We start from the raw sequence: 19,247 nt of genomic DNA, 5'->3' as shown, positions 1-19,247 counted from the left end.
ACGCCGTTAACCGCGCCTTCACATCCTCCTCGAACCCTGTACAGAACCTGGAAATACGTTGGGAGCCATGGACAACATCTCCCGCAGAACCCTCATTTCCGCTGGCCTCGGGGCCGGCCTGGTGGCCGCTTTGCCGAGTGCCGCCGTCGCGGTTTCCACCGCTGACGACGCCGGCCTCCGCACCAATCCCTTCATGCTCGGCATCGCCTCCGGCGAGCCGTGGCCGGACGGCTTCGTGCTCTGGACGCGCCTGGCGCTCAACCCCGTGGCAGAGGACGGGCTGGGCGGCATGCCGTCCCGCCCGGTGGCCGTGCAGTGGGAAGTGGCGGAGGACCAGGGCATGCGCAGCGTAGTGGCCCGCGGCGTCGAGCAGGCCCGGATCGAAACCGCGCACTCGGTGCACGTGGAACTGCGGGGCCTGAAAGCGGGCCGCGAGTACTTCTACCGGTTCCGCGCCGGCAAGCACCTGAGCCCGGTGGGGCGCACCCTGACCAGCCCGGCGCCGCATGAGACGCCAGCCGCGCTGGCCATGGCGTTCGCCAGCTGCGCCCAATACGAGCACGGCTACTTCACCGCCTACCGCCGCCTGGCGGAGGACCACCCGGACCTGGTGCTGCACCTGGGCGATTACCTTTACGAGTACAAGAAGGGCAGCTACGTGATCGGCGGCGGGAACCCGCGCGACCACGAGGGCCCGGAGACCGTCACCCTGGAGACCTACCGGCAGCGGCACGCACAGTACAAGGCCGACGCCGACCTGCAGGCAGCGCACGCCATCGCACCGTGGGCAGTGGTCTGGGATGACCACGAGGTGGACAACAACTGGGCGGACGACGTGCCGGAGAACAGCGACGCCGGCCAGCTGAACGACAGCGCGGAGCACTTCCGGCAGCGCCGTGCCGCAGCGTTCCAGGCGTACTACGAGAACATGCCGCTGCGGCCGTCGTCGCTTCCGGCGGGTCCGGACATGAAGATCTACCGGAGGCTCCAGTGGGGCCAGCTGGCCAACCTCCACATGATGGATACCCGGCAGTACCGCGACGACCAGCTTGCCGGCGACGGCTGGAAGAAGAACGTCGCCGGGCGGCTGGCGGAGGACCGGACCATCACCGGCGCCGAGCAGGAGAGGTGGCTGCTGGATGGGTTCCGGCATTCCACGCAGCGCTGGGACATCCTGGGCCAGCAGGTCTTCTTCGCCGAGCGGGACCGGAACAAGGCGCCGGAGATCGACGACGTGTCCATGGACGGGTGGGATGGGTATGTTTCCTCCCGCCGCCGCATCACCCAGGGCTGGGTGGACGCGAACGTCCGGAACGCCGTCGTGCTCACCGGCGACGTGCACCGCAACTGGGCCAACGACGTCAAGGTGGACTACAAGGACCCGGCTTCCCCCGTGGTGGGTTCCGAGCTGGTGTGCACCTCCATCACCTCAACGGGCGACGGCAACGGCTCCACCGCCGACCCCGTCATGGCCTGGAACCCGCACCTAAAGTTCTACAACGACAACCGCGGCTACGTGAACACGCGCATCACCAGCGAGTCCATGACCGCGGACTTCAGGACGCTGGACCACGTCACGACGCCGGGTGCACCGGTGGCCACCAAGGCTTCCTTCGAGATCCGCGACGGCGTGCCGGGGCTCCAGGCGCGGGACTGACCTGCCGCGGGGCTGAACGCGGCCAGGCCTACTTCACGGCGTTGGCCGCGTTCACCCGCCCGTGCGCCGGGGTATCGAGACAGCGGAGCTCCTATTTACAGGAGTAGTCGTAATCGAGTCCGGCGGATACGTATTGGGTGACTGTCACCTTGCCGCCTGGGGTCAACGGAGAGAGGGAACAATTCGACTGCGCGCCCCGCAGGGTCTTTGCCCCCGCAAGCCAACTTGGCAGCCCGGCCAGTGAACTGCTGGACGGTACGGTACCGGCAATGCTTCGCCACTGACTTCCTGTTGAGTAGATTCCGACACCGGGGCCGTTCTTTCCGTCAGTGTTGCTCCGGAAGTAGTCGGCCATCCCTTCGAGTGTGGCCCGGTTGAGGGCCGTGGAGTTCGTTGCCCCCGTTTGCCAGCTATTGCCTGTCTCCACATCCAGCCACCACAAATACGTACCGGGACTCGCCACGCCCCGCTTGTTCGCATCGTCGTAGGCCTTCGCGTAGCCGTACATGTATGAGCAGGCGACGTCGACCGGACCTGCGGCTTCACCATTGGGATTGCATTTTCCGTAGGGGCCGCTGGTGATCTCGATGCCAGAGCCCTCGGGGTAGATGTTGGACGAGGGCCACCAAGAACCCGTGCGCCCCGGGTTCGCCGTGTTTACGTACAAAGCAACCAAGGGCTGAGTGGTTCCCCCTGTGGAGGACTTGGCCCAATCGAGTTGCTTAATGAGGCACGGGTTCGTGTTGTTGGCCAGTCCTCCGTTGACACCCACGATCGCGAACGCCTGCCCGGCCGGAAGCGTCTTGTCGCATTGGGGCCAGGAAATGTCGTTGCCCACCAGGTCCGTGTTTCCGGATGGTGCTGCTGACACCGGGGCAATGCCTGTGAACAGCAGCCCAAGTGAGACCAGCAATGTGCCTGCCATCTTCATCCCATAACGAGCCATGCCCGGTACTCCCGTAACGTCGTTGGTACTTCGAGGTGGGTAAGACTATACGCGCCGACGAAGATGGGCCGGTAGGCGATGAGTCCCCTATTTTCGGTAGTGATGTACGGGAGTCGCGGACCACGCGATTACGCTGCCGGGCGGCTCCCCGAGTCCGTGCCGGACCCGGTGGTTGCCGTGAAGTTCCAGCCGAAGGAGCCGTCGGAGTGCAGCGTCAGCTGGAGGAAGCCGCGGCTGTCGCTGAACCGTTTTGCAATGTAGGCCGGGCGGCGGCCGGTGAAGGGGCGGGTATCGATGCCGCCGGTGGAAACCTGGAAGGCCGTCATGCCGTCGTCGACGCATTTGTCTGCATTGTTCACCGGGCATGACCGCTCATAGTTGTGCTGCGAGGCCGAGAGGGTGAGGCGGACGCGGTACTTCCACATCACGTCGATCCACGGCTTGTTCTCTTCAGTCCGGCCGTGCTCGCTGGTGTCCGACGTGAAATACGGCTCGTGGTAGACCACTGCCAGGTGCTGGCCGGCGGCCTGCGCGGCCGAGAGATCCTGGTCCAGCCAGTCCGTCGCGGCCTTGGCATCCGGGGTGTCGTACCTCCACAGCGCGGAGGACAGGAAGGCGAAATGCCACTTCCCAAAGTCCTTCGAGTAGGGCTGGCCGTTCGGGACGAACCCGCGCTCCTGGTTGATCGCGGCCTTGTCCGTGGAGCCCGGGCACTGGCCGTTCATGAAGTTGTCCAGGTCTTCGTTGCGGCCGGGTTCCCAGTCGTGATTGGGGGCGGACACCCAGTAGAGCTTGGGCAGCGTGCCGCCCCAGAGCGGTTTCCAGTAGTTCACGTAGTCCGCGCAGCGCGCGGTGCTGTACTGGAAGTCGCCCAGGCCCAGGAACGCGTCGATTTCGTTGTTCGCCGCCAGCCGGGCAATCGCTGCGCCGTTGCGGCCGGAAGGGCTGTCCGGGTCGGTATTTCCCTCGGGGTTCATGTCGCCGACGGCGGCGATGCGCACGTCGGGCAGGGGCGATGGCGGGTCCGGCGGTTTCGGCCCGCCGGTGCACCCTGCGGCGGCGAGCGCCAGGAAAGCCGCGGCCGTCGCCGCTACACGCCGGAGGCGTCTGGAACGAGGGAGCGCTGGCTGCATCCCATGACCTCCTTCGGGGAGCAGGACCGGACGGTGGGAGGACGACGGCGGACCGGCCCGCCTGCCGCGCTCAGCATACCGGGGCACCCACTGCCTTGCAGGCGTTCACCCGGCCGTGCGCCCAGTACGACCCGGTGCCGGAGATCGGATCGGCCGTGGATTCAACCTTAACGCGGACGGCAGAGTTGGAGGTGCCGGATGGGGTGCTCCAGACCAGTGCGGCTGTGGCGGCGGCGATGGGGGACGCCATCGATGTGCCGCTGAGGATGTCGTAGCCCGGGGACAGGGAGTTCTGCGCGCCCAGGACCGTGGCGTAGTCCGGGAGGGTTGAGTAGACCCTGACGCCCGGGGCGGCAACGTCCACCCACTTCCCGTACGTTGAAAATGATGCCTTCGCGTCCTTGTTGTCCGTGGCGGCCACGGCGATGACGTTCGGATAGGCGCCCGGGTAGACCTGGGCCTGCGTACCTGCGTTGCCGGCCGCGGCGACGATCACCACACCCTGGTTCCAGGCGTTGTTGACGGCGGCCTCGAGGGTCCGTGACGAGACGCGCTGCCCGAGGCTCATGTTGATGACCTTGGCGCCCTTGCCCACGGCCCAGTCGATGCCGTTGGCGATGCCGGAGGAGGACCCGGACCCGTTGCTGTTGAGGACCTTGGCGTCCAGGATGGAGCAGCCCGGGCACACACCGGCGACCCCCAGGGAGTTGTCCGCCGTGGCAGCCACGATGCCGGCCACGTGGGTGCCATGGCCGTACTTGTCGTAATCCTCCGGCGCCAGGATCTGGGTGTCGCTGAAGTTCGCCCGGTCAACCACCTTGGAAGAGATGTCGGCGTGGTTGATGGCGACACCGGAATCGACGATCGCCACCCTGACACCGGTTCCCCTGGTGACGTTCCACGCCTCGACGGAATCCACATCGGCATCCTTGGTGCCTGCAGGGACCGTGACCGTTCCGGCGGTGTTAGTGAAGGACTGCCCCACGTTCTGGAGGGCGTACTGGCGGTCAAAGTACGGGTCGGCGGTGGCGGCAGTCACCAGCTGGTCCGGTTCGGCGTACTCAACTGCGGGGCTCCGGCCCAGGGCGGCCACAAGCTGCAGTTCCTTGCCTGCCGGCACCTTGATGAGGTGGGCGCCGGTACTGCCCACTGCCGGGCCGTCGCTGAGTCCGTGCATGCCAAGGACGGCGGTGGCGGTGCTGCCGTCCCGGAATTTGACCAGGATCTGCCCCGGCACCGGTGGGGACGGCGGCGTGGCGGCAAGGCCCGGGGCGGCTGCTGTTAGGGCACCCAGGACCAGGACCGCCGCAGCCAGGCCGGCGGTAAACATCTTTTTCATGGCTTATCTTGCGCCCCAGAGGCCACACCTGAACAGGGCTTGCCATGCGCAACTTTGGATAAAGGGCGCGCTTCGCTGGTGTTCGTGATTCGAACATTTGTACGTTTAATGAACTACTTGGTAGCCTCCCATCAGTAGGCATGCCGTGGATCACTCCCCCTGGTGACAGGGCTCTCAGCCCGCATGCACCCCCGCTTCCCTGATCAATGAGGATTTCATGACCACTTCCCCCTCCACCCGCGCGTCCCGGTGGCCGGTCTGGCTTTGCTGGCTGGCCATGGTCCTGGACGGCTTTGACCTGGTGGTGCTTGGCACCGTCATCCCCACGCTCATCAAGACCGGTGAGCTTGGCTTCGACGCGGTCGGTGCCACCCTGGCCGCAACAATCTCCCTGGTGGGCGTGGGTCTCGGCGCCCTGTTCATCGCCCCGTTGTCGGACCGGTTCGGGCACCGCAAGCTCCTGGTTGCCTGCGTCCTCTGGTTCTCCATCTTCACCATTGCGGTGATTTGGGCGCCCAACGTGGCAGTGTTCAGCACTTTCCGGCTGCTGGCCGGCCTGGGGCTTGGCGCCTGCCTCCCGGTCGCCCTGGCCTACATGAACGATTACGCACCCGCCGGTTCCGCGGGCAAGTCGACCACCCGGACCATGACCGGCTACCACGCAGGCGCGGTGGCCACGGCCTTCCTGGCGCTGATGGTCATCCCGGACTGGCGCACCATGTTCGTGGTGGGCGGCATCGCGGGCCTGGCCCTGGTGCCCCTCCTCTGGTTCAAGCTCCCCGAAACCCTGCCGGCGGAACGGGAGGCCAAGAAGCAGGAGCAGGGCAGTGTCCGCGACCTGGCCAAGAAGCCGTACCCGCTGGTGGCCCTGGCCATCGCTGCGGCCTCGTTCATGGGGCTCCTGCTGGTCTACGGCCTGAACACCTGGTTGCCGCAGCTCATGGCGTCCGCGGGTTATCCCGTCAGCGCAGGCATCTCGCTGCTCCTGGTGCTGAACCTTGGCGCCGTTGCCGGCCTGATCATCGCCGGCATCCTGGCGGACAAGCACGGAACGAAGCGGATCGTGCTGCTCTGGTTTGGCCTGTCCGCCGTCTGCCTGGCCCTCCTCAGCGTCAAGGTTGACAACGCCATCCTGCTCAACGCCCTGGTCTTCGTCACGGGAGTGTTCGTCTTCAGCTCCCAGGTCCTCGTGTACGCCTGGGTCAGCCAGCTGTTCCCGGCGCGGCTGCGCGCCACCGCCCTCGGTTTCGCCGCGGGCGTGGGCCGCGTAGGTGCCATCGCAGGGCCCGCCGTGACCGGCGGACTGGTGGCCGCCGGCATCGCGTACCCGTGGGGCTTCTACGCTTTCGCCGCCGCCGGCGCCCTGGCCGTCGTGGCGCTCGTGACGGTACCGCACACCATTGCCGCCACGCAGCCGGTGAACCACGCCGGCTAACCAAAAGCAGCCGGGCGCTTCAGACACCAACGACGGCGGGAGGCCGGCTCTGGAAGCCGGCCTCCCGCCGTCGTACTGCTTTGACGTCCTAAATGCAGGCGGGCTGGTAGGCGGAATCCGCCGGACCCGACGCCTGGGCCAGGGCGTTGGCCACCAGCTGGTGCACCACGGGATCGTTGGGCGTCTGGTCGTGTTCAATGACGTCGGCCGGGCACTTGTCCTGGATGGTGATGTTGGTGACCTGGCGGGCGCTGCCGCTCAGGAACTGGCTGTTGTACGGGATCACCACCTCATCATGGGTGGTGGAAATGACCGTGTAGGCGGGGCCGGCGACGGTATCGCCGATCGAGTTCAGCTCCTGCATGAACGGCGAACCGGCCTGCTGGTCTGCGCACGCGGCGCATCCGGCGGCGGTGTAGTCGGGCGTGGGCACCAGGTCCGGCGGCGGAAGGATCACGCCTTCGGTGCCGTGATTGGACGGTGCAATGCCGACAAGCTGGTGGACGTACTTGGCGCCACCCAGGAAGCCCATGTAGTAGCGGGGCATCATGCCGCCCTGGCTGTGGCCCACCAGGTCCACCTGCTTGGCGCCGGTAGCGGAACGGACAGCGTCCACGAACGGTGCGAGTTCATTCGCCGAATCCTTCACCGGGGCCGTGGCGTAAACGCCGTTGGTGGCACCGTAGTTGAGGGCGAAGACGCAGTAGCCCTGGCTCTTGAGGTCCGGCGAGAGCGTGGACCAGTTCTTCTCCATGCTCTCGAACGTTCCGGGAACCAACACCACCGGATACGGGTGCTCGGCTGAAGGTTTGCAGGACCAGTCGTTGGCCCCGGGCGGGGAGATGTCGACGGCCTGGGCGGGAGCGGCCATCAATGAGGAGGCGAGGACCGCGGCGGCGGCAACGGACAGGGCTCGGCTAAGCAATGACATGGAAACCTCTTTGTTTGTCTGTCTTGGGAGGGGGCCGGAGCTGATGGTCTTGGGGGGGTGCCCATCAGTTCCGGCCGTGGTTTTCCATGCTGGCAGCGCTCTGGTTCATCCGCAGCGGAAGTGCACGGATGTGCGGCCAAAATCCGGGTTCAGCGGCACTCCCCCTCGGGTTGACTGTGACCGGCGACACATGCATTGTTACTGGTGAGTAGCACTTTTGGTGCGGCTAGACAGTGGACCGCCCGCCCAGCGACGCTTGCACGAATGTGCAGTTTCGGTCCCTGGCGCCGAAGACGCCGGAACGGTTCGGGCTCGCCGGAACGTTCCGGCGTCCCGGCACCGATCCGGCGATCTCGGGGCGCGGGGTCGACGTCCTGGGCCATCACGGCGAGTCTGGGACTGCGGAAGCATGGGACAGGCGGATCCGCCGCTGGATCTCGCTGTAGGCGGTGACCAGGAACACAAGGACGACGGCGAGGAGCAGGCTGACGGCGGCCGGGACCACGGCGCTTAGCGGTATCAGCCCCAGTGCGGCCACCACGGCTGGCGCGGCCCAGGGGAGGACGGTGCCAGGGCGCCGGCCATAGCGGAGCGAAACGATGGCATCGCAGCCATAGAAGAGGGCGAGACCGGCGCCGAGTGAAATTCCTGCGCCTGGCGGCAGCGGTTCGAAAGCCGCGGGAATGGCGGTGGCGATCCCCGCCGCGATCGCCGTCATGCCCGCCACCAAAAGGAACGGATAGAACAGGGTGGTCAGCAGGATTCCGGTGAAATCGGCCCTGTCCTGCAGCCATTCCAGGCCTTCATTGATGGCGCCGGTGCCGTACTGGAAGAAGGCCCACCCCAGGAAAGCGACCACGAGGAAGCCCAACAGGCCGGCCACACCCGCTTCCGGGCTCCATTCACCGGACACTTCAGTGACGATCGCGGACACGGACTCCCCCAAGACAATGACGACGAAAAGCCCCAGGCGCTCGGAGGCATGCTCAATGTCGATGCCGCCCACGCCACGGTCGGCCCACAGCCGCCCGCTCAGTGCCACCATGCCAATCTCGATGACGATCGACGTTGCCCACAGAACCACAGCGAGGTGGAGGGGCAGGAACGCCGCGACGAACCAGAGGACCGCCGTGCCGCCGTTGTAGATCCAGATCCGCCAGGGCGATTCGCTCGACCCCCTTTGGTAGTGGTGGTACAGCCACAGCACCAGAAGGACTACGCGCATTGCCCCGTTGGACAGGGAAAAAGCCCAGGCCCGTTCTCCGAAGGCGCCGGGTGCCGCAATGGCCATTAGGCCCGCCGCGGCCATGGCCGCGAGCATTGCCACGCCCAAGGCTCGCGACGACAACCTGGGCAGCAGGTTGATCACGGAAACAATGTTGACCCACGCCCACCAGGCTGGAAAGAACAGCAGCACGAATGTACCGAACTCGGCCCACCCCGGGTTCCCGTGGATTCCGTGGGCAAGCTGTTGCACAAACGCGACGAACACAAGATCGAAAAACAGTTCCATCCAGTGCACGCGCCGGGGAGCCTGGGAAGCCCTTCCGGTCCGGTCACGGGAAGCCACCGAGTCCGGTCCGACGGGCCTGCGTTTCATGACGACTCCTTTGCGCGCCTTACCTGAGGTTAGGCGACCCAAACGGGGCAGTCCATGGCGGGATGCGGGCGGTCGAAGTAGACGTTCAGGAAACGTGATGGGGCGTTACGTGGACCATGCAGGACCGGGAGGCGCCGGGTAATTTCGCGAGCTTCCGGCTCCACCGGCGGGTACGCTACTTTTGCAAGCGGATCCCTACAAGGAACGGACGGTCACGCATGCACGCCGTACTCGAATACACCTACGCGGACGACTACCTGGAAAGCCGCGGGCAGTATCGCGCAGACCACCTCAGGGCGGGGTGGGAAGCAGTCGAACGCGGCGAGCTCCTGCTCGGCGGTGCAATCGGCGAAGGTCCCTTCAAAGGCTTGCTGATCTTCACCGGCGAGAACCCGCTTAAGGACGCAAAAGCCTTTGCAGCCGCAGACCCTTACGTCATCAACGGCGTGGTGACATCGTGGACCGCCAGCCCGTGGACAACGGTGCTGGGTAACGAGGCAGCGACACCGGTCCGCCCCTAAACGCTACTCCGCGATGTCCTCCGCCCACAGCTCCGGCTTGTCAGCCTGGAACGCGGCCATCATGTCCACGCAGCGCTGATCATCCAGGACCACCACCTCAACCCCGCGTGACCGCAAAAGCTCCAGTTCGCCGTCGAACGTCCTGGCCTCCCCCACCACCACGCGGGGGATCTTGAACTGGATGATGGTGCCGGTACACATGGCACACGGGGCCAGGGTGGTGTACAGCGTGGTGTCCCGGTAGCTCGTCTGCCGGCCGGCGGCGCGGAGTGCGGACATTTCCCCGTGCGCGATCGGATCCGCGTTCTGGACCCGTTCGTTGTGTCCGCTGGCAATCACCACGCCGCCGCGGGCCATCGAAGCTCCAATCGGGATGCCGCCTTCGGCCAGGCTTTTTTGGGCAGCTTCATATGCGGCTTCGAAGGCGGCAAGGCCGGCGCTGTCCAGTTCCGGCGCAAGGGAATGTGGCTGCTCGTGAGTCATGCGCCATTCTTGCATGGACTGGGCCGCCTACCACGGGGATCCCCACCACCCGGCGAGGGACGGACGACGGCGGCACCCGCCTAAGCGCGCACGTCCCCGTTGGCATCGATGGACTCAGCGATCCGCTTGATCGCGGCGAGGGTTTTCGGGATGCCGTCGAGCGCCTGCTGGGTGCGCTCGGCGATCTGGGCGTCGGCCTCATCGCCGTATTTCTCCCTGAACATGGCGATCCCTTCCGGCAGGAACTCCCACGACTCGGTCAGCGTCGTCCCGTTATCAGCCGGGGTCAGGGTGAAACCCCAACGGACAAAGCGGCCACCCACCACCCAGGCGAACTCGCGGCCGCGCTCGGCAGCCACCACCAGCGACCGGGTCTCCCACGTCCGCCCCGGGATCTCGTTGCGGCCGGTGAACCAAGCGCCGGCCTGACCCGCGCTGGCCTTGTCGTCCCACCAGCACGACGTGCAGACCGGGCTCCACTCGCCGGTGCGGGTGATGTCGGAGACCAGGTCGTAGAGCGCGTCGGCTGGGACCTGGACCGTGACGGATTCCTGGTGTTGGCGGGTGTTTGTCTTCATCGATCCATCCTCTACTGACGTCACTTCTTCTGCCGCCGGCTGCCGCCGTGCCAGTCCTCCGGCTGGCCGACGGTATCGGCATCGACTCCGAATGCGGCAAGCTGGGGCTGCTCGCGCAGGCTCCGCTTGAGTTCGGCAAAACCGGGGAACTTTGCCAGCCCCACTACGTGGTCCCACAGCTCGGCGGCCGAATCGTCGTCCGGCAGCCGGCTGATCACCGGACCGAAGAAGGCCACGCCGGCTGGAGGCTCGAAGTGGATGATGGGCGTGCCCACGTCCTTACCCGTCAATGCGAGCGCCTCGTCCGTTTCCTGGCGAATCTCGCCGTCCCAGGACTCGTCGTCGAGAGCCTCCGCCAGTACCAGGGGCAAGCCAGCGTTGCCGAGGATAGGCTCCACGAACTCACGTGTCCCGCGCCGCTCACGCACTTCGCCCTCGGTGCGCTGTTCGGCCTGGTCCGGGGCAGTGTCGAAGATGTGTTTGCCGAACGCCTCATAAAGCCTGGCTATCGACTCGCGGCCGTGCTCCGCACGGGCCCGGGCCGCCACCCGTAGAAGCCGGAGCCCGGCGGTGTGCCCGGCCTCGTACTCCGGCGGAAAGTGAGCGTCGTAGTCCACGTTGGAGTTGATCAGACGCAAGGAGATGAACCGCCAGTCCACGGTGTAGTCGCGCTGCGCCTGCACCTGCCGCACCCATTTGCTGGTCATCCAGGCGAAGGGGCAAACGGGGTCAAAGTAGAAGTTGATGTCGGCATTCACCCGACCACCCTTGCACCAGTTAGGGACCTGCGTCTAATCAACAAGCCCGGCCCAAGCAGCTGGACGCTCACGCCCCGTGGCCGCAGCGTAGGCGTCACGGCGCTTCACCTGGGCGCCCGGTTCTCCCCTGCCTTGGACAGCGTGAAGATTCCGTAGTGCATCGCCCCGGTGCGGTAGGCCAGGATCAGGCGGGGAATGCTCAGGATGGCACCGCGATTGCGTGCGCCCAGGGCGAGTTGGCGGGTTTCGCGGTCAACGAAGAGGGCCTTCAGGAGCCGGCGAGCGCAAATCATCCACGTGCGGGCGACCCGGCGGCTGACATCCTCATAGCCGGTGACCACAAAGCCCGCCGCCTCCGCCATGGCCTCATATTCTTCGGGCGTGCCCATCGAGGGCAGGCGCCCTTCGCGGCAGATCGGCTCGAGCAGGTGGCGGACCTTCCACCCGCTGGCGTCGGTCCCGGCGAGCCACGCGCAGATGACGAAGCGGCCGCCCGGCGCCAGCACGCGGTGCGCCTCGGCGAAGAACCCGTGCTTGTCCACCATGTGCTCGCTCGACTCGATCGCCCAGGCGGCGTCGGCCGAGGCATCGGCCAGCCCGTTGTCGAGCCAGTCGCGGACCTGGACGTCCACGCCGGGCACGGGATGCGCGGCGGCGTAGCGCGCCTGCTCGGCGGACAGCGTGACGCCGGTGACGCGAACCCCGCGCATCATCGCGAGGCGCTTTGCGGTGGCGCCATAGCCGCAGCCGATGTCGATGCACGCCTGGCCGGGCAGGAGGCCCAGCCGGTCGCCAACAGTGTCCACCAGCGCCTCGACGGCCCCGGCGGTTGTCTCTCGGCCCGTCGCCCACAGCCCGTGATGGACATGTTCGCCCCACACCCGGCGGTAAATGGGATCGAGCTCATCGTAGTGATCCGCCACCGCCACGGCGTTCTGGGAAATATCGGGGACGATCACGCCCTGACCCTACAACGGCGCTCCAGCGCGAAGGAAGGGGAAGGACGACGGCGGCACTTGCCTCCCGCCGTCGGCCCCCCGGGTCCGCAACAAGTTCGTCGGCGACATGTTGGCGTGAAGGTTTGTCGTGGGTGTCGCCTAGAGTAAAAGCCGACGATGTGACGCGCCAAACACGGGGCACGAATGGACTTTTACGCCATCAACTCCCTGCGGGACAACCATGCAGGATGGTCACTGCTCCGCGCCCAAAATGCGCCCCTCGCACTAACGTTTTTCATGGCCGCGTTCACCGGCCCAAACCAGCGCAACCTGGGCCGGCAGGAGCTGATCGACGTCCTGGATGACGTCCTGTTCGGTCTGCGGGACAGCGAAGGTTCAGACAGGTTCCCACGCCCCGCGGGTGAGTACCTGGACGACTGGGCCGCCGACGAGCGCCAATGGTTAAGGAAGTACTACGTCCCGGGTGAGGACGAACCCCACTACGACCTCACGGCGGCGGCCGAGGACGTGGTCCGCTGGGTGGAGAATCTGCGCGGGCGGGACTTCGTGGCCACACAGTCCCGCCTCACCAGCATCTTCGCGGTGTTGAAGGAACTGGTGCAGCAGTCCGAGACGGACCCGGAGGTGCGGCTCGCCGAGCTGCAGCGACAACGGGACGCGATCGACGCCGAGATGCAGCAGATCCGGGATGGCAACATCCGTGTCATGACCGGGCCGGAAGCGTTGGACCACCTCCAGCAGCTCACGGCCCTGGCCAAGGACTTGCTGTCCGATTTCCGTGAGGTGGAGCAGAACTTCCGCAAGCTCGACCGGCAGGTGCGCGAGCAGATCGCCACCTGGGAGGGCACCCAGGGTGAACTGCTGGAGTCGATTTTCGACAACCAGCAGGACATCAGCAGTTCCCTCCAGGGCCGCACTTTCCAAGGGTTCTGGGACTACCTGATGTCGCCCCGGCTCCGCACCGAGTTGCAGGACCTGCTCCAGCGCGCCACACGGATCGAAGCGCTGGCCAAGACGGACAGCCTGCAATCGGTGGCCAACCTCCACCAGGACTGGCTGCCCGCCGTCGAACAGACCCAAGCCACCGTCCGGCAGCTTTCCCAGCAAATGCGGCGGCTCCTGGACGACAAGGTGTTCCTCGAGAACAAGCGCATCATGCAGCTGATCCGTAGCATCGAATCCGGCGCGCTGGGCACGCGGGAGGCACCGCCGCCGGGCGCTTTCATGGAGATTGAGGCGCCGTCCGTGGACGTGGTGCTGCCCTTTGAGCGGCCCCTCTATGAGCCCAGCCGGAAAGTCCTGGTGGACGACTCCGTTGAAACGGCCGACGACGCCGATGTGGACGCCTCGGCCCTGTTCGGCCAGTTCTTCGTGGACAAGGAACGCCTGCGGGCCAACATCGACGCCGTCCTGGCCGGGGCGGAGCAGGCCACGCTCGCCGAGGTCACGGACGCCTACCCGCTCACCCAGGGCCTGGCGGAGGTGGTGGCGTACTACCAGCTGGCCACGGAATCGGACTGGGCCACCATCAACCCGGAGCAGTCCCAACACCTGACCTGGCAGCTGCAAGACGGCAGCATCCGCGAAGCCACCATCGAACAGATCATCTTCGGAAGGCCGGCATGAACCCCGCCACAGCTGACACTGAAACCCGCACGCCGGAGGAGCTTCCCGCCGTCGTCACCCGGCTCTTCAAGGGCGTACTGTACGCGGAGAACGATGAGAAGCTATGGCAGTCGCTGCTCGGACTGACTTCGCACGTGCGCGACTACGTCTCGGTGCTGGGCCTGGAGCTGGTCCTGGACGAATCCGAAGGTTACGCGTTCCTGCGGTCCAAGGATGATCCGGACGGCAGGCTCCCCCGGCTCATCGCCCGCCGCACCCTGACGTTCAACGTCAGCCTCCTGCTGGCCCTGCTCCGCCGGCGCATGATGGAGTTCGACATTAACAGCAGCGAGGTCCGGCTCATCATGACCGAACAGGAGATCGCGGACATGGTCTCGGTGTTCCTGCCCGAGTCCAGCAACGAGGCCCGCGTCCTGGACCGGCTTGGGGCTGACATCAAGAAGGTCGTGGATCTCGGTTTCCTGCGCAAGCTCAAAGGGCAGGCGGACACCTACGAGGTGGCACGGATCCTGAAGGCATACGTGGATGCGCAGTGGCTGGAGGAGTTCGACGCGCGGCTGGCTGACTACCGGGCGACACTCGCCGGTGCGCCTCCCAGCACAGCGCCGACTTCTGCGGAGGGAACGTCCGGGCTCGGGAACGGGGAAGACCAATGACGGCGGACCTGCAGGAGAGCCTGTTCAGCCTGGACGACACCGCGGACGACGCCGGCACTCCCCCGGGCTTCCGGCTGCACCGCCTCGAGCTGCTGAACTGGGGTACGTTCCACCAGGGGGTGCGCACGTTCCGGCTGGACGGTGCGAACAGCCTGCTCACCGGCGACATCGGCTCGGGCAAGTCCACCGTGGTGGATGCGATCACCACGCTGCTGCTTCCGGCGCACAAAATCGAATACAACAAGGCCGCAGGGGCGCAGAAGAAGGAACGCTCCCTGATGTCGTACGTCCGGGGCTTCCACAAGAGCGCCCGGAGCGCCGGCGGGGAGTACTCCAAGCCGGTGCCTTTGCGTCAGACGGGACAGCTGACCGTGGTGCTGGGCGTCTTCCACAACGCGGTGCTGGGCAAGTGGGTCAGCCTGGGGATTACGCTGTGGGCCACGCAGGAGGCGGGGCAGCCCAACCGCTTCTACTCGCTCGCTGAGGCGGACCAGTCGATCGCTGCGGACTTCAGCAACTTCGGCCAGGACCCCCTGAAGCTGAAGAAGAAGCTCCGCGCCGCTGGAGCCTCGGTCCATGATGCCTTCGAACCGTACTCGGCCGCGTTCAAGCGCCAGTTCGGGATCAGCGGCAACCAGGCCATGGAGCTGTTCCACCGCACGGTCTCCATGAAGCAGGTGGAGAACATCACGTCGTTCGTGCGGAGCAACATGCTGGAGGAGGACGACGTCGCCACCCGGATCACCAACCTGATCCACCACTTCGACGACCTGAAGAAAGCCCACGACGCCGTCCTGCGGGCCAAGGACCAGATCGCCCTGCTGACACCCATCAGGGAAGGCGCCGCGCTGCACGCCGGGCTGACCGCGGACGACGCCCTGGCCCGGAAACAGCGTGACCAGCTGCACCCCTGGTTCACGGACCGGAAGCTGCAGCTGAGCCTGCAGCACCAAACGGAGCTGCAGCAGACGGGCGTCCGGCTCAGGGAGGACTCGGCACGGCTGAACGGCGAGGTCAAGCAGCTGCGCCGGGATCTTGCCGGAGTGGAAGAGGACATCCGGACGAATGGCGGTGGACGGCTCACAGCGATCGACGCCGAGCTGGCCTCACTGGAGACCAAGTCTGCCGAGCAGAAGCAGCGGTTCGAGGCCTACTCGGCGGCCGCAGCGGACCTCGGCCTGCAGGCGCCGCAGGACCGTGTCCTCTTCGACGCGAATCGGGCGCGGCTCGCCGGGGTGGAACGGGACTTGGCGGCGCGCTCCGAGGCGCTGCATGAAGAGCGCACCAAGCTGTCCATCCAGCAAACGGAACTCACCTCCAGGTCAGCGGAGATCAAGGCCGAGCTCACCAGCCTGCAGGCCCGGCGCAACCTGATCCCGCTCCCCCAGTTGGACATCCGCCGCCGGCTCTGCGAAGGCACCAAAATCCCGGACAGCGACCTGCCCTACGCAGGCGAGCTGCTCAAGGTCCGCGAGGGCGAAGCCGCGTGGGAGGGCGCCGCGGAACGGACCCTCCACGGGTTCGCCCTCTCGCTCCTGGTCCCCGCGGAACACTACGCCGCGGTCAGCAGCTGGGTGGACGCCAACAACCTCCGCGGCCGGCTGGTGTACCTGAGGATCGGTGAGTCCTACGCGCCGAAGGCTGCGGAGCCGGGGACGCTGGCCGCGAAGATCGCCATCAAGCAGGGCACCCCGTTCCGGGACTTCCTGCAGGATGAGCTCAGCAGCCGGTTCGACTACTTCTGCTGCGAGAACCTGGCCGACTTCCGCCGCTACCCCAAGGCACTGACGGCGAACGGCCAGCTCAAGGGCGGCCGCGGGCGGCACGAGAAAGACGACCGGAAGGACCTGGCGGACCGGCGCAACTACGTGTTGGGCTGGGACAACCACGACAAGATCGCCGGGTTCCGCGCCGATCTTGATGAGGTGCAGGGCAAGCTGAAGGTGGTGGCCGGGCAGCTGGATCGGGTCAATGGTGAGCTCGGGGCACTGGGCCGGCGGAACCGGCAGCTGGGCGTGGTGGGTTCCGTCGCTGAGTTTGGCGAGATCAGCTGGCAGGCCACGGCCCGCAGCATCGAGGATCTGAAGGCGGAGAAGCGTGCGCTGGAGACCACCAGCGATGTCCTGCAGCAGCTCATGGCCAAGCAAAAGCAGGTCACGGCGGAGCTGGAGCGGCTGGAAGAGAAGGTGGGCAAGCTCCGGGAGCGGCTTGGCGCCAATGAAAAGGACGCGCGGGACATTGCGGAGGCAATCGAGGAGTGCCGGGCGGTGCTGGGTGAGACGCCGGTGACGGACGACGCCGGGGTGCTGGCCGCCGTCGGACGCCTCGCCGAAGCGGCACTTGGCGGCAAGCCGCTCACCTACAAGAACACGGCCGCGTTGGAAAGCACAGTCCGGAACGGGCTGACGGACACCATCGACGCGCTGTCCAAGAGGATCGCCCGTGCCGCGGAGAGCACCGTCCGGCAGATGGCGGACTTCCGCAACAAGTACCCGAACGAAACCACCGACGTCGACGCCTCGCTGGAGGCGGCGGCGGACTACAACCGGCTGCTGGAGCAGCTGGTGGGCAACGACCTGCCCCGGTTCGAGAACCAGTTCAAGGACCTGCTGAACCAAAACACCATCCGCGAGGTGGTGGCGTTCAATGCGTTCCTGGACCGCCGGCGGCAGAACATCATTGACCGGATCGGCGAGATCAACCAGTCCCTGTCAGGTATTCCTTACAACACGGGCCGGCACATCCAGCTGGAGCACCAGGCCACGTCGGACCAGGACGTGCGCGAGTTCGGCAGCGACCTGCGGGCGTGTTCGGAGGGGACCATCGGCGAGACAGAGCAGTACTCGGAGCAGAAGTACCTGCAGGTGGAGCGGCTGATCGACCGGTTCCGCGGCCGGGAAGGCCTGACGGACCTGGACCGGAAGTGGACGGCCAAGGTGACCGATGTGCGGAACTGGTTCACGTTCTCGGCGTCGGAGAAGTGGACAGAAACCGGCGAGGAGTACGAGCACTTCACGGATTCCGGCGGCAAGTCCGGCGGGCAGAAGGAGAAGCTGGCGTACACCATTCTCGCGGCGGCGCTGGCATTCCAGTTCGGCCCGGGGTCCGGCAAGGGAGCGGGCAGGAACGCCGGCAGCGGCAGGAGTTTCCGGTTCGTGGTCATTGACGAGGCGTTCGGACGCGGCTCGGACGAGTCCGCCCGTTACGGGCTGGAGCTGTTCCAGCGGATGAAGCTGCAGCTGTTGATCGTCACTCCCCTGCAGAAGATCCATGTGATTGAGCCGTTCGTATCCCACGTTGGGTTCGTGGCCAACACCAATGGCGACGATTCGCACCTTCGCAATATGACGATCCAGGAGTACCGCGAGGAGAAAGAGCAGTATGCCCGCTGAGTCCTGGACCACGCTGGCAGCCTTGCGTTCGCAATCACTGAAGTCGTGGAACAGCGGTGCCTTGCTGCGCGAGTTGCTGGAACCCGCCGGAGTGTACCCTCGACGTCGTCCGTTGAAACGGCCGACGGCGGCAGAACTGCTCAGCGACTACGCTGCGGTCCGCGCGTGGGCTGCTGAGCTTTTTTCCGGGGCAGGTGCCTACTCATTGGAGACCGTGGAGACCGGGCGGCGGACTGCGGGGGCCAATTCCCTTCCCGCCGCGGCTGTCTTTGCCACTGTTGAGGACGAGATCGGCTTCGTTGGGAAAGCGCGGGAGGCCGGCGTGTTCCGGTCACTGACCGAGGGCTTGGCCGGACTGGATCCCAAACTGGTGGACTGGGCAGCGAGGCGCCCGATGAAGCTGCTCGAGCTGGGGCCGGACGCCTTGACTGCGGCGCGCGTCGCGTTGTGGCTGCGGGACAACCCGGCGCCGAATATCTACGTCCGCCAGTTAGGTCTACCTGGGGTGCACACGAAATTCATCGAGCGGCACCGGCAGGTTATTGACCAAATGCTGGCTTCCTTGGAGCCTTCTCCCTGCGACCAGGAAATATCCGCCGGTGACGACGAGCTGGAGTCGCCGGGCCACGATGCGGCGCTCGAAGACAGCGCGGGAAGGACACCTGCGGCGAGGTTCGCACGCCGGCACGGGTTCCTGCACCCTCCGGAGTTGGTGAGGTTTCGTCTGTTGGATCCTGAGGCTGACCAGTTCTGTGGGGCACGGGACATCACATTGACAGCCGAAGCGTTCGGCGGGTTGCGGCTGCCGGTGGAGACCGTCATTGCAACGGAAAACCAGGTGAATTTCCTGGCACTTCCTGACCGCCCGGGGACGCTGGCACTGTTCGGCGGAGGGTACGGGTTCTCGTCGCTCCGGGACGCGGCCTGGCTGCGGGACTGCCGGGTCCTCTACTGGGGCGACATTGACACACACGGCTTCCGGATCCTCGACCAGCTCCGGGCGGTCCATCCGCACGTGGAGAGTGTGCTGATGGATGAGCGAACCCTGCTTGCACACAAGGATGCTTGGGGTAAGGAAGCATCCCCCTCGCGGGCGGCGCTCGGGAGGCTGACGGCGGCCGAAGCGGTGTTATACGAATCGCTGGGAAACGACACCTATGGCTCGAATGTTCGTCTGGAGCAGGAACTGATCAACTGGCAGTGGGCGCTCCAACAGCTGGGGTCCTAGTCTTT

General features: G+C 66.1%; 16 protein-coding genes. 7 read left to right on the top strand and 9 right to left on the bottom strand.

What is annotated here, in order from left to right:
• The first annotated feature begins 67 nt into the window (after positions 1 to 67).
• Positions 68 to 1,657, top strand: coding sequence for an alkaline phosphatase D family protein (locus AC1DIP_RS19260; RefSeq protein WP_477734725.1), 1,590 nt, complete (start codon positions 68 to 70; stop codon positions 1,655 to 1,657).
• Between the two features lie 91 nt (positions 1,658 to 1,748).
• On the opposite strand, the gene AC1DIP_RS19255 is transcribed toward AC1DIP_RS19260, so the two are convergent.
• The 3 genes from AC1DIP_RS19255 to AC1DIP_RS19245 form a co-directional block, all read right to left on the bottom strand.
• Complete coding sequence (locus AC1DIP_RS19255; RefSeq protein ID WP_477734724.1) at positions 1,749 to 2,582, bottom strand: glycoside hydrolase family 25 domain-containing protein; 834 nt, start codon at positions 2,580 to 2,582, stop codon at positions 1,749 to 1,751.
• Between the two features lie 149 nt (positions 2,583 to 2,731).
• The gene (locus tag AC1DIP_RS19250; protein WP_477734723.1) at positions 2,732 to 3,736 is read right to left on the bottom strand and encodes a metallophosphoesterase family protein; all 1,005 of its coding nucleotides are present in this window, start codon (positions 3,734 to 3,736) and stop codon (positions 2,732 to 2,734) included.
• Between the two features lie 70 nt (positions 3,737 to 3,806).
• A complete protein-coding gene (locus AC1DIP_RS19245; protein ID WP_477734722.1) occupies positions 3,807 to 5,075 on the bottom strand; it encodes a S8 family serine peptidase in 1,269 nt (422 codons plus the stop codon).
• A 217-nt stretch (positions 5,076 to 5,292) separates the two neighbouring features.
• Between AC1DIP_RS19245 and AC1DIP_RS19240 the strand changes: the two genes are divergently transcribed.
• The gene (locus AC1DIP_RS19240) at positions 5,293 to 6,510 is read left to right on the top strand and encodes an MFS transporter (protein WP_477734721.1); all 1,218 of its coding nucleotides are present in this window, start codon (positions 5,293 to 5,295) and stop codon (positions 6,508 to 6,510) included.
• 88 nt (positions 6,511 to 6,598) lie between these two features.
• On the opposite strand, the gene AC1DIP_RS19235 is transcribed toward AC1DIP_RS19240, so the two are convergent.
• Together AC1DIP_RS19235 and AC1DIP_RS19230 are read right to left on the bottom strand one after the other, a co-directional pair.
• The gene (locus AC1DIP_RS19235; RefSeq protein ID WP_477734720.1) at positions 6,599 to 7,441 is read right to left on the bottom strand and encodes an esterase/lipase family protein; all 843 of its coding nucleotides are present in this window, start codon (positions 7,439 to 7,441) and stop codon (positions 6,599 to 6,601) included.
• A gap of 382 nt (positions 7,442 to 7,823) precedes the next feature.
• Positions 7,824 to 9,041 carry a low temperature requirement protein A gene (locus AC1DIP_RS19230; protein ID WP_477734719.1) on the bottom strand — a complete coding sequence of 406 codons (1,218 nt, stop codon included), beginning with the start codon at positions 9,039 to 9,041 and terminating at the stop codon, positions 7,824 to 7,826.
• A 218-nt stretch (positions 9,042 to 9,259) separates the two neighbouring features.
• Between AC1DIP_RS19230 and AC1DIP_RS19225 the strand changes: the two genes are divergently transcribed.
• Positions 9,260 to 9,562, top strand: a complete 303-nt coding sequence (locus AC1DIP_RS19225) for a YciI-like protein (protein WP_476209807.1) — start codon at positions 9,260 to 9,262, stop codon at positions 9,560 to 9,562.
• A 3-nt stretch (positions 9,563 to 9,565) separates the two neighbouring features.
• On the opposite strand, the gene AC1DIP_RS19220 is transcribed toward AC1DIP_RS19225, so the two are convergent.
• The 4 genes from AC1DIP_RS19220 to AC1DIP_RS19205 form a co-directional block, all read right to left on the bottom strand.
• Entirely contained in the window at positions 9,566 to 10,045 is a 480-nt protein-coding gene (locus tag AC1DIP_RS19220) for a deaminase (protein ID WP_476209805.1), read from the bottom strand.
• Positions 10,046 to 10,125: 80 nt separating this feature from the next.
• A complete protein-coding gene (locus tag AC1DIP_RS19215) occupies positions 10,126 to 10,623 on the bottom strand; it encodes an SRPBCC family protein (protein WP_477734718.1) in 498 nt (165 codons plus the stop codon).
• A 20-nt stretch (positions 10,624 to 10,643) separates the two neighbouring features.
• Complete coding sequence (locus AC1DIP_RS19210) at positions 10,644 to 11,381, bottom strand: mycothiol-dependent nitroreductase Rv2466c family protein (protein ID WP_477734717.1); 738 nt, start codon at positions 11,379 to 11,381, stop codon at positions 10,644 to 10,646.
• A 104-nt stretch (positions 11,382 to 11,485) separates the two neighbouring features.
• Positions 11,486 to 12,340, bottom strand: a complete 855-nt coding sequence (locus AC1DIP_RS19205) for an SAM-dependent methyltransferase (RefSeq protein ID WP_477734716.1) — start codon at positions 12,338 to 12,340, stop codon at positions 11,486 to 11,488.
• A gap of 183 nt (positions 12,341 to 12,523) precedes the next feature.
• Between AC1DIP_RS19205 and AC1DIP_RS19200 the strand changes: the two genes are divergently transcribed.
• Genes AC1DIP_RS19200 through AC1DIP_RS19185 form a run of 4 tightly spaced genes read left to right on the top strand, consistent with a single transcriptional unit; the run spans position 12,524 to position 19,242 of the window.
• Complete coding sequence (locus tag AC1DIP_RS19200; protein ID WP_477734715.1) at positions 12,524 to 13,966, top strand: DUF3375 domain-containing protein; 1,443 nt, start codon at positions 12,524 to 12,526, stop codon at positions 13,964 to 13,966.
• The gene (locus tag AC1DIP_RS19195; protein ID WP_477734714.1) at positions 13,963 to 14,622 is read left to right on the top strand and encodes a DUF4194 domain-containing protein; all 660 of its coding nucleotides are present in this window, start codon (positions 13,963 to 13,965) and stop codon (positions 14,620 to 14,622) included. The genes AC1DIP_RS19200 and AC1DIP_RS19195 overlap by 4 nt, the downstream gene beginning before the upstream one ends.
• Complete coding sequence (locus tag AC1DIP_RS19190; RefSeq protein ID WP_477734713.1) at positions 14,619 to 18,014, top strand: ATP-binding protein; 3,396 nt, start codon at positions 14,619 to 14,621, stop codon at positions 18,012 to 18,014. Before AC1DIP_RS19195 ends, AC1DIP_RS19190 begins: the two co-directional genes overlap by 4 nt.
• Positions 18,004 to 19,242 (top strand): Wadjet anti-phage system protein JetD domain-containing protein, encoded by a 1,239-nt coding sequence (locus tag AC1DIP_RS19185; protein ID WP_477734712.1) that lies wholly within the window; start codon positions 18,004 to 18,006, stop codon positions 19,240 to 19,242. The genes AC1DIP_RS19190 and AC1DIP_RS19185 overlap by 11 nt, the downstream gene beginning before the upstream one ends.
• The last annotated feature ends 5 nt before the right edge of the window (positions 19,243 to 19,247 follow it).

The sequence above is a fragment of the Pseudarthrobacter sp. 05T312 genome, from assembly GCF_056396685.1.
This window is presented reverse-complemented; position numbering and strand designations above follow the sequence as displayed.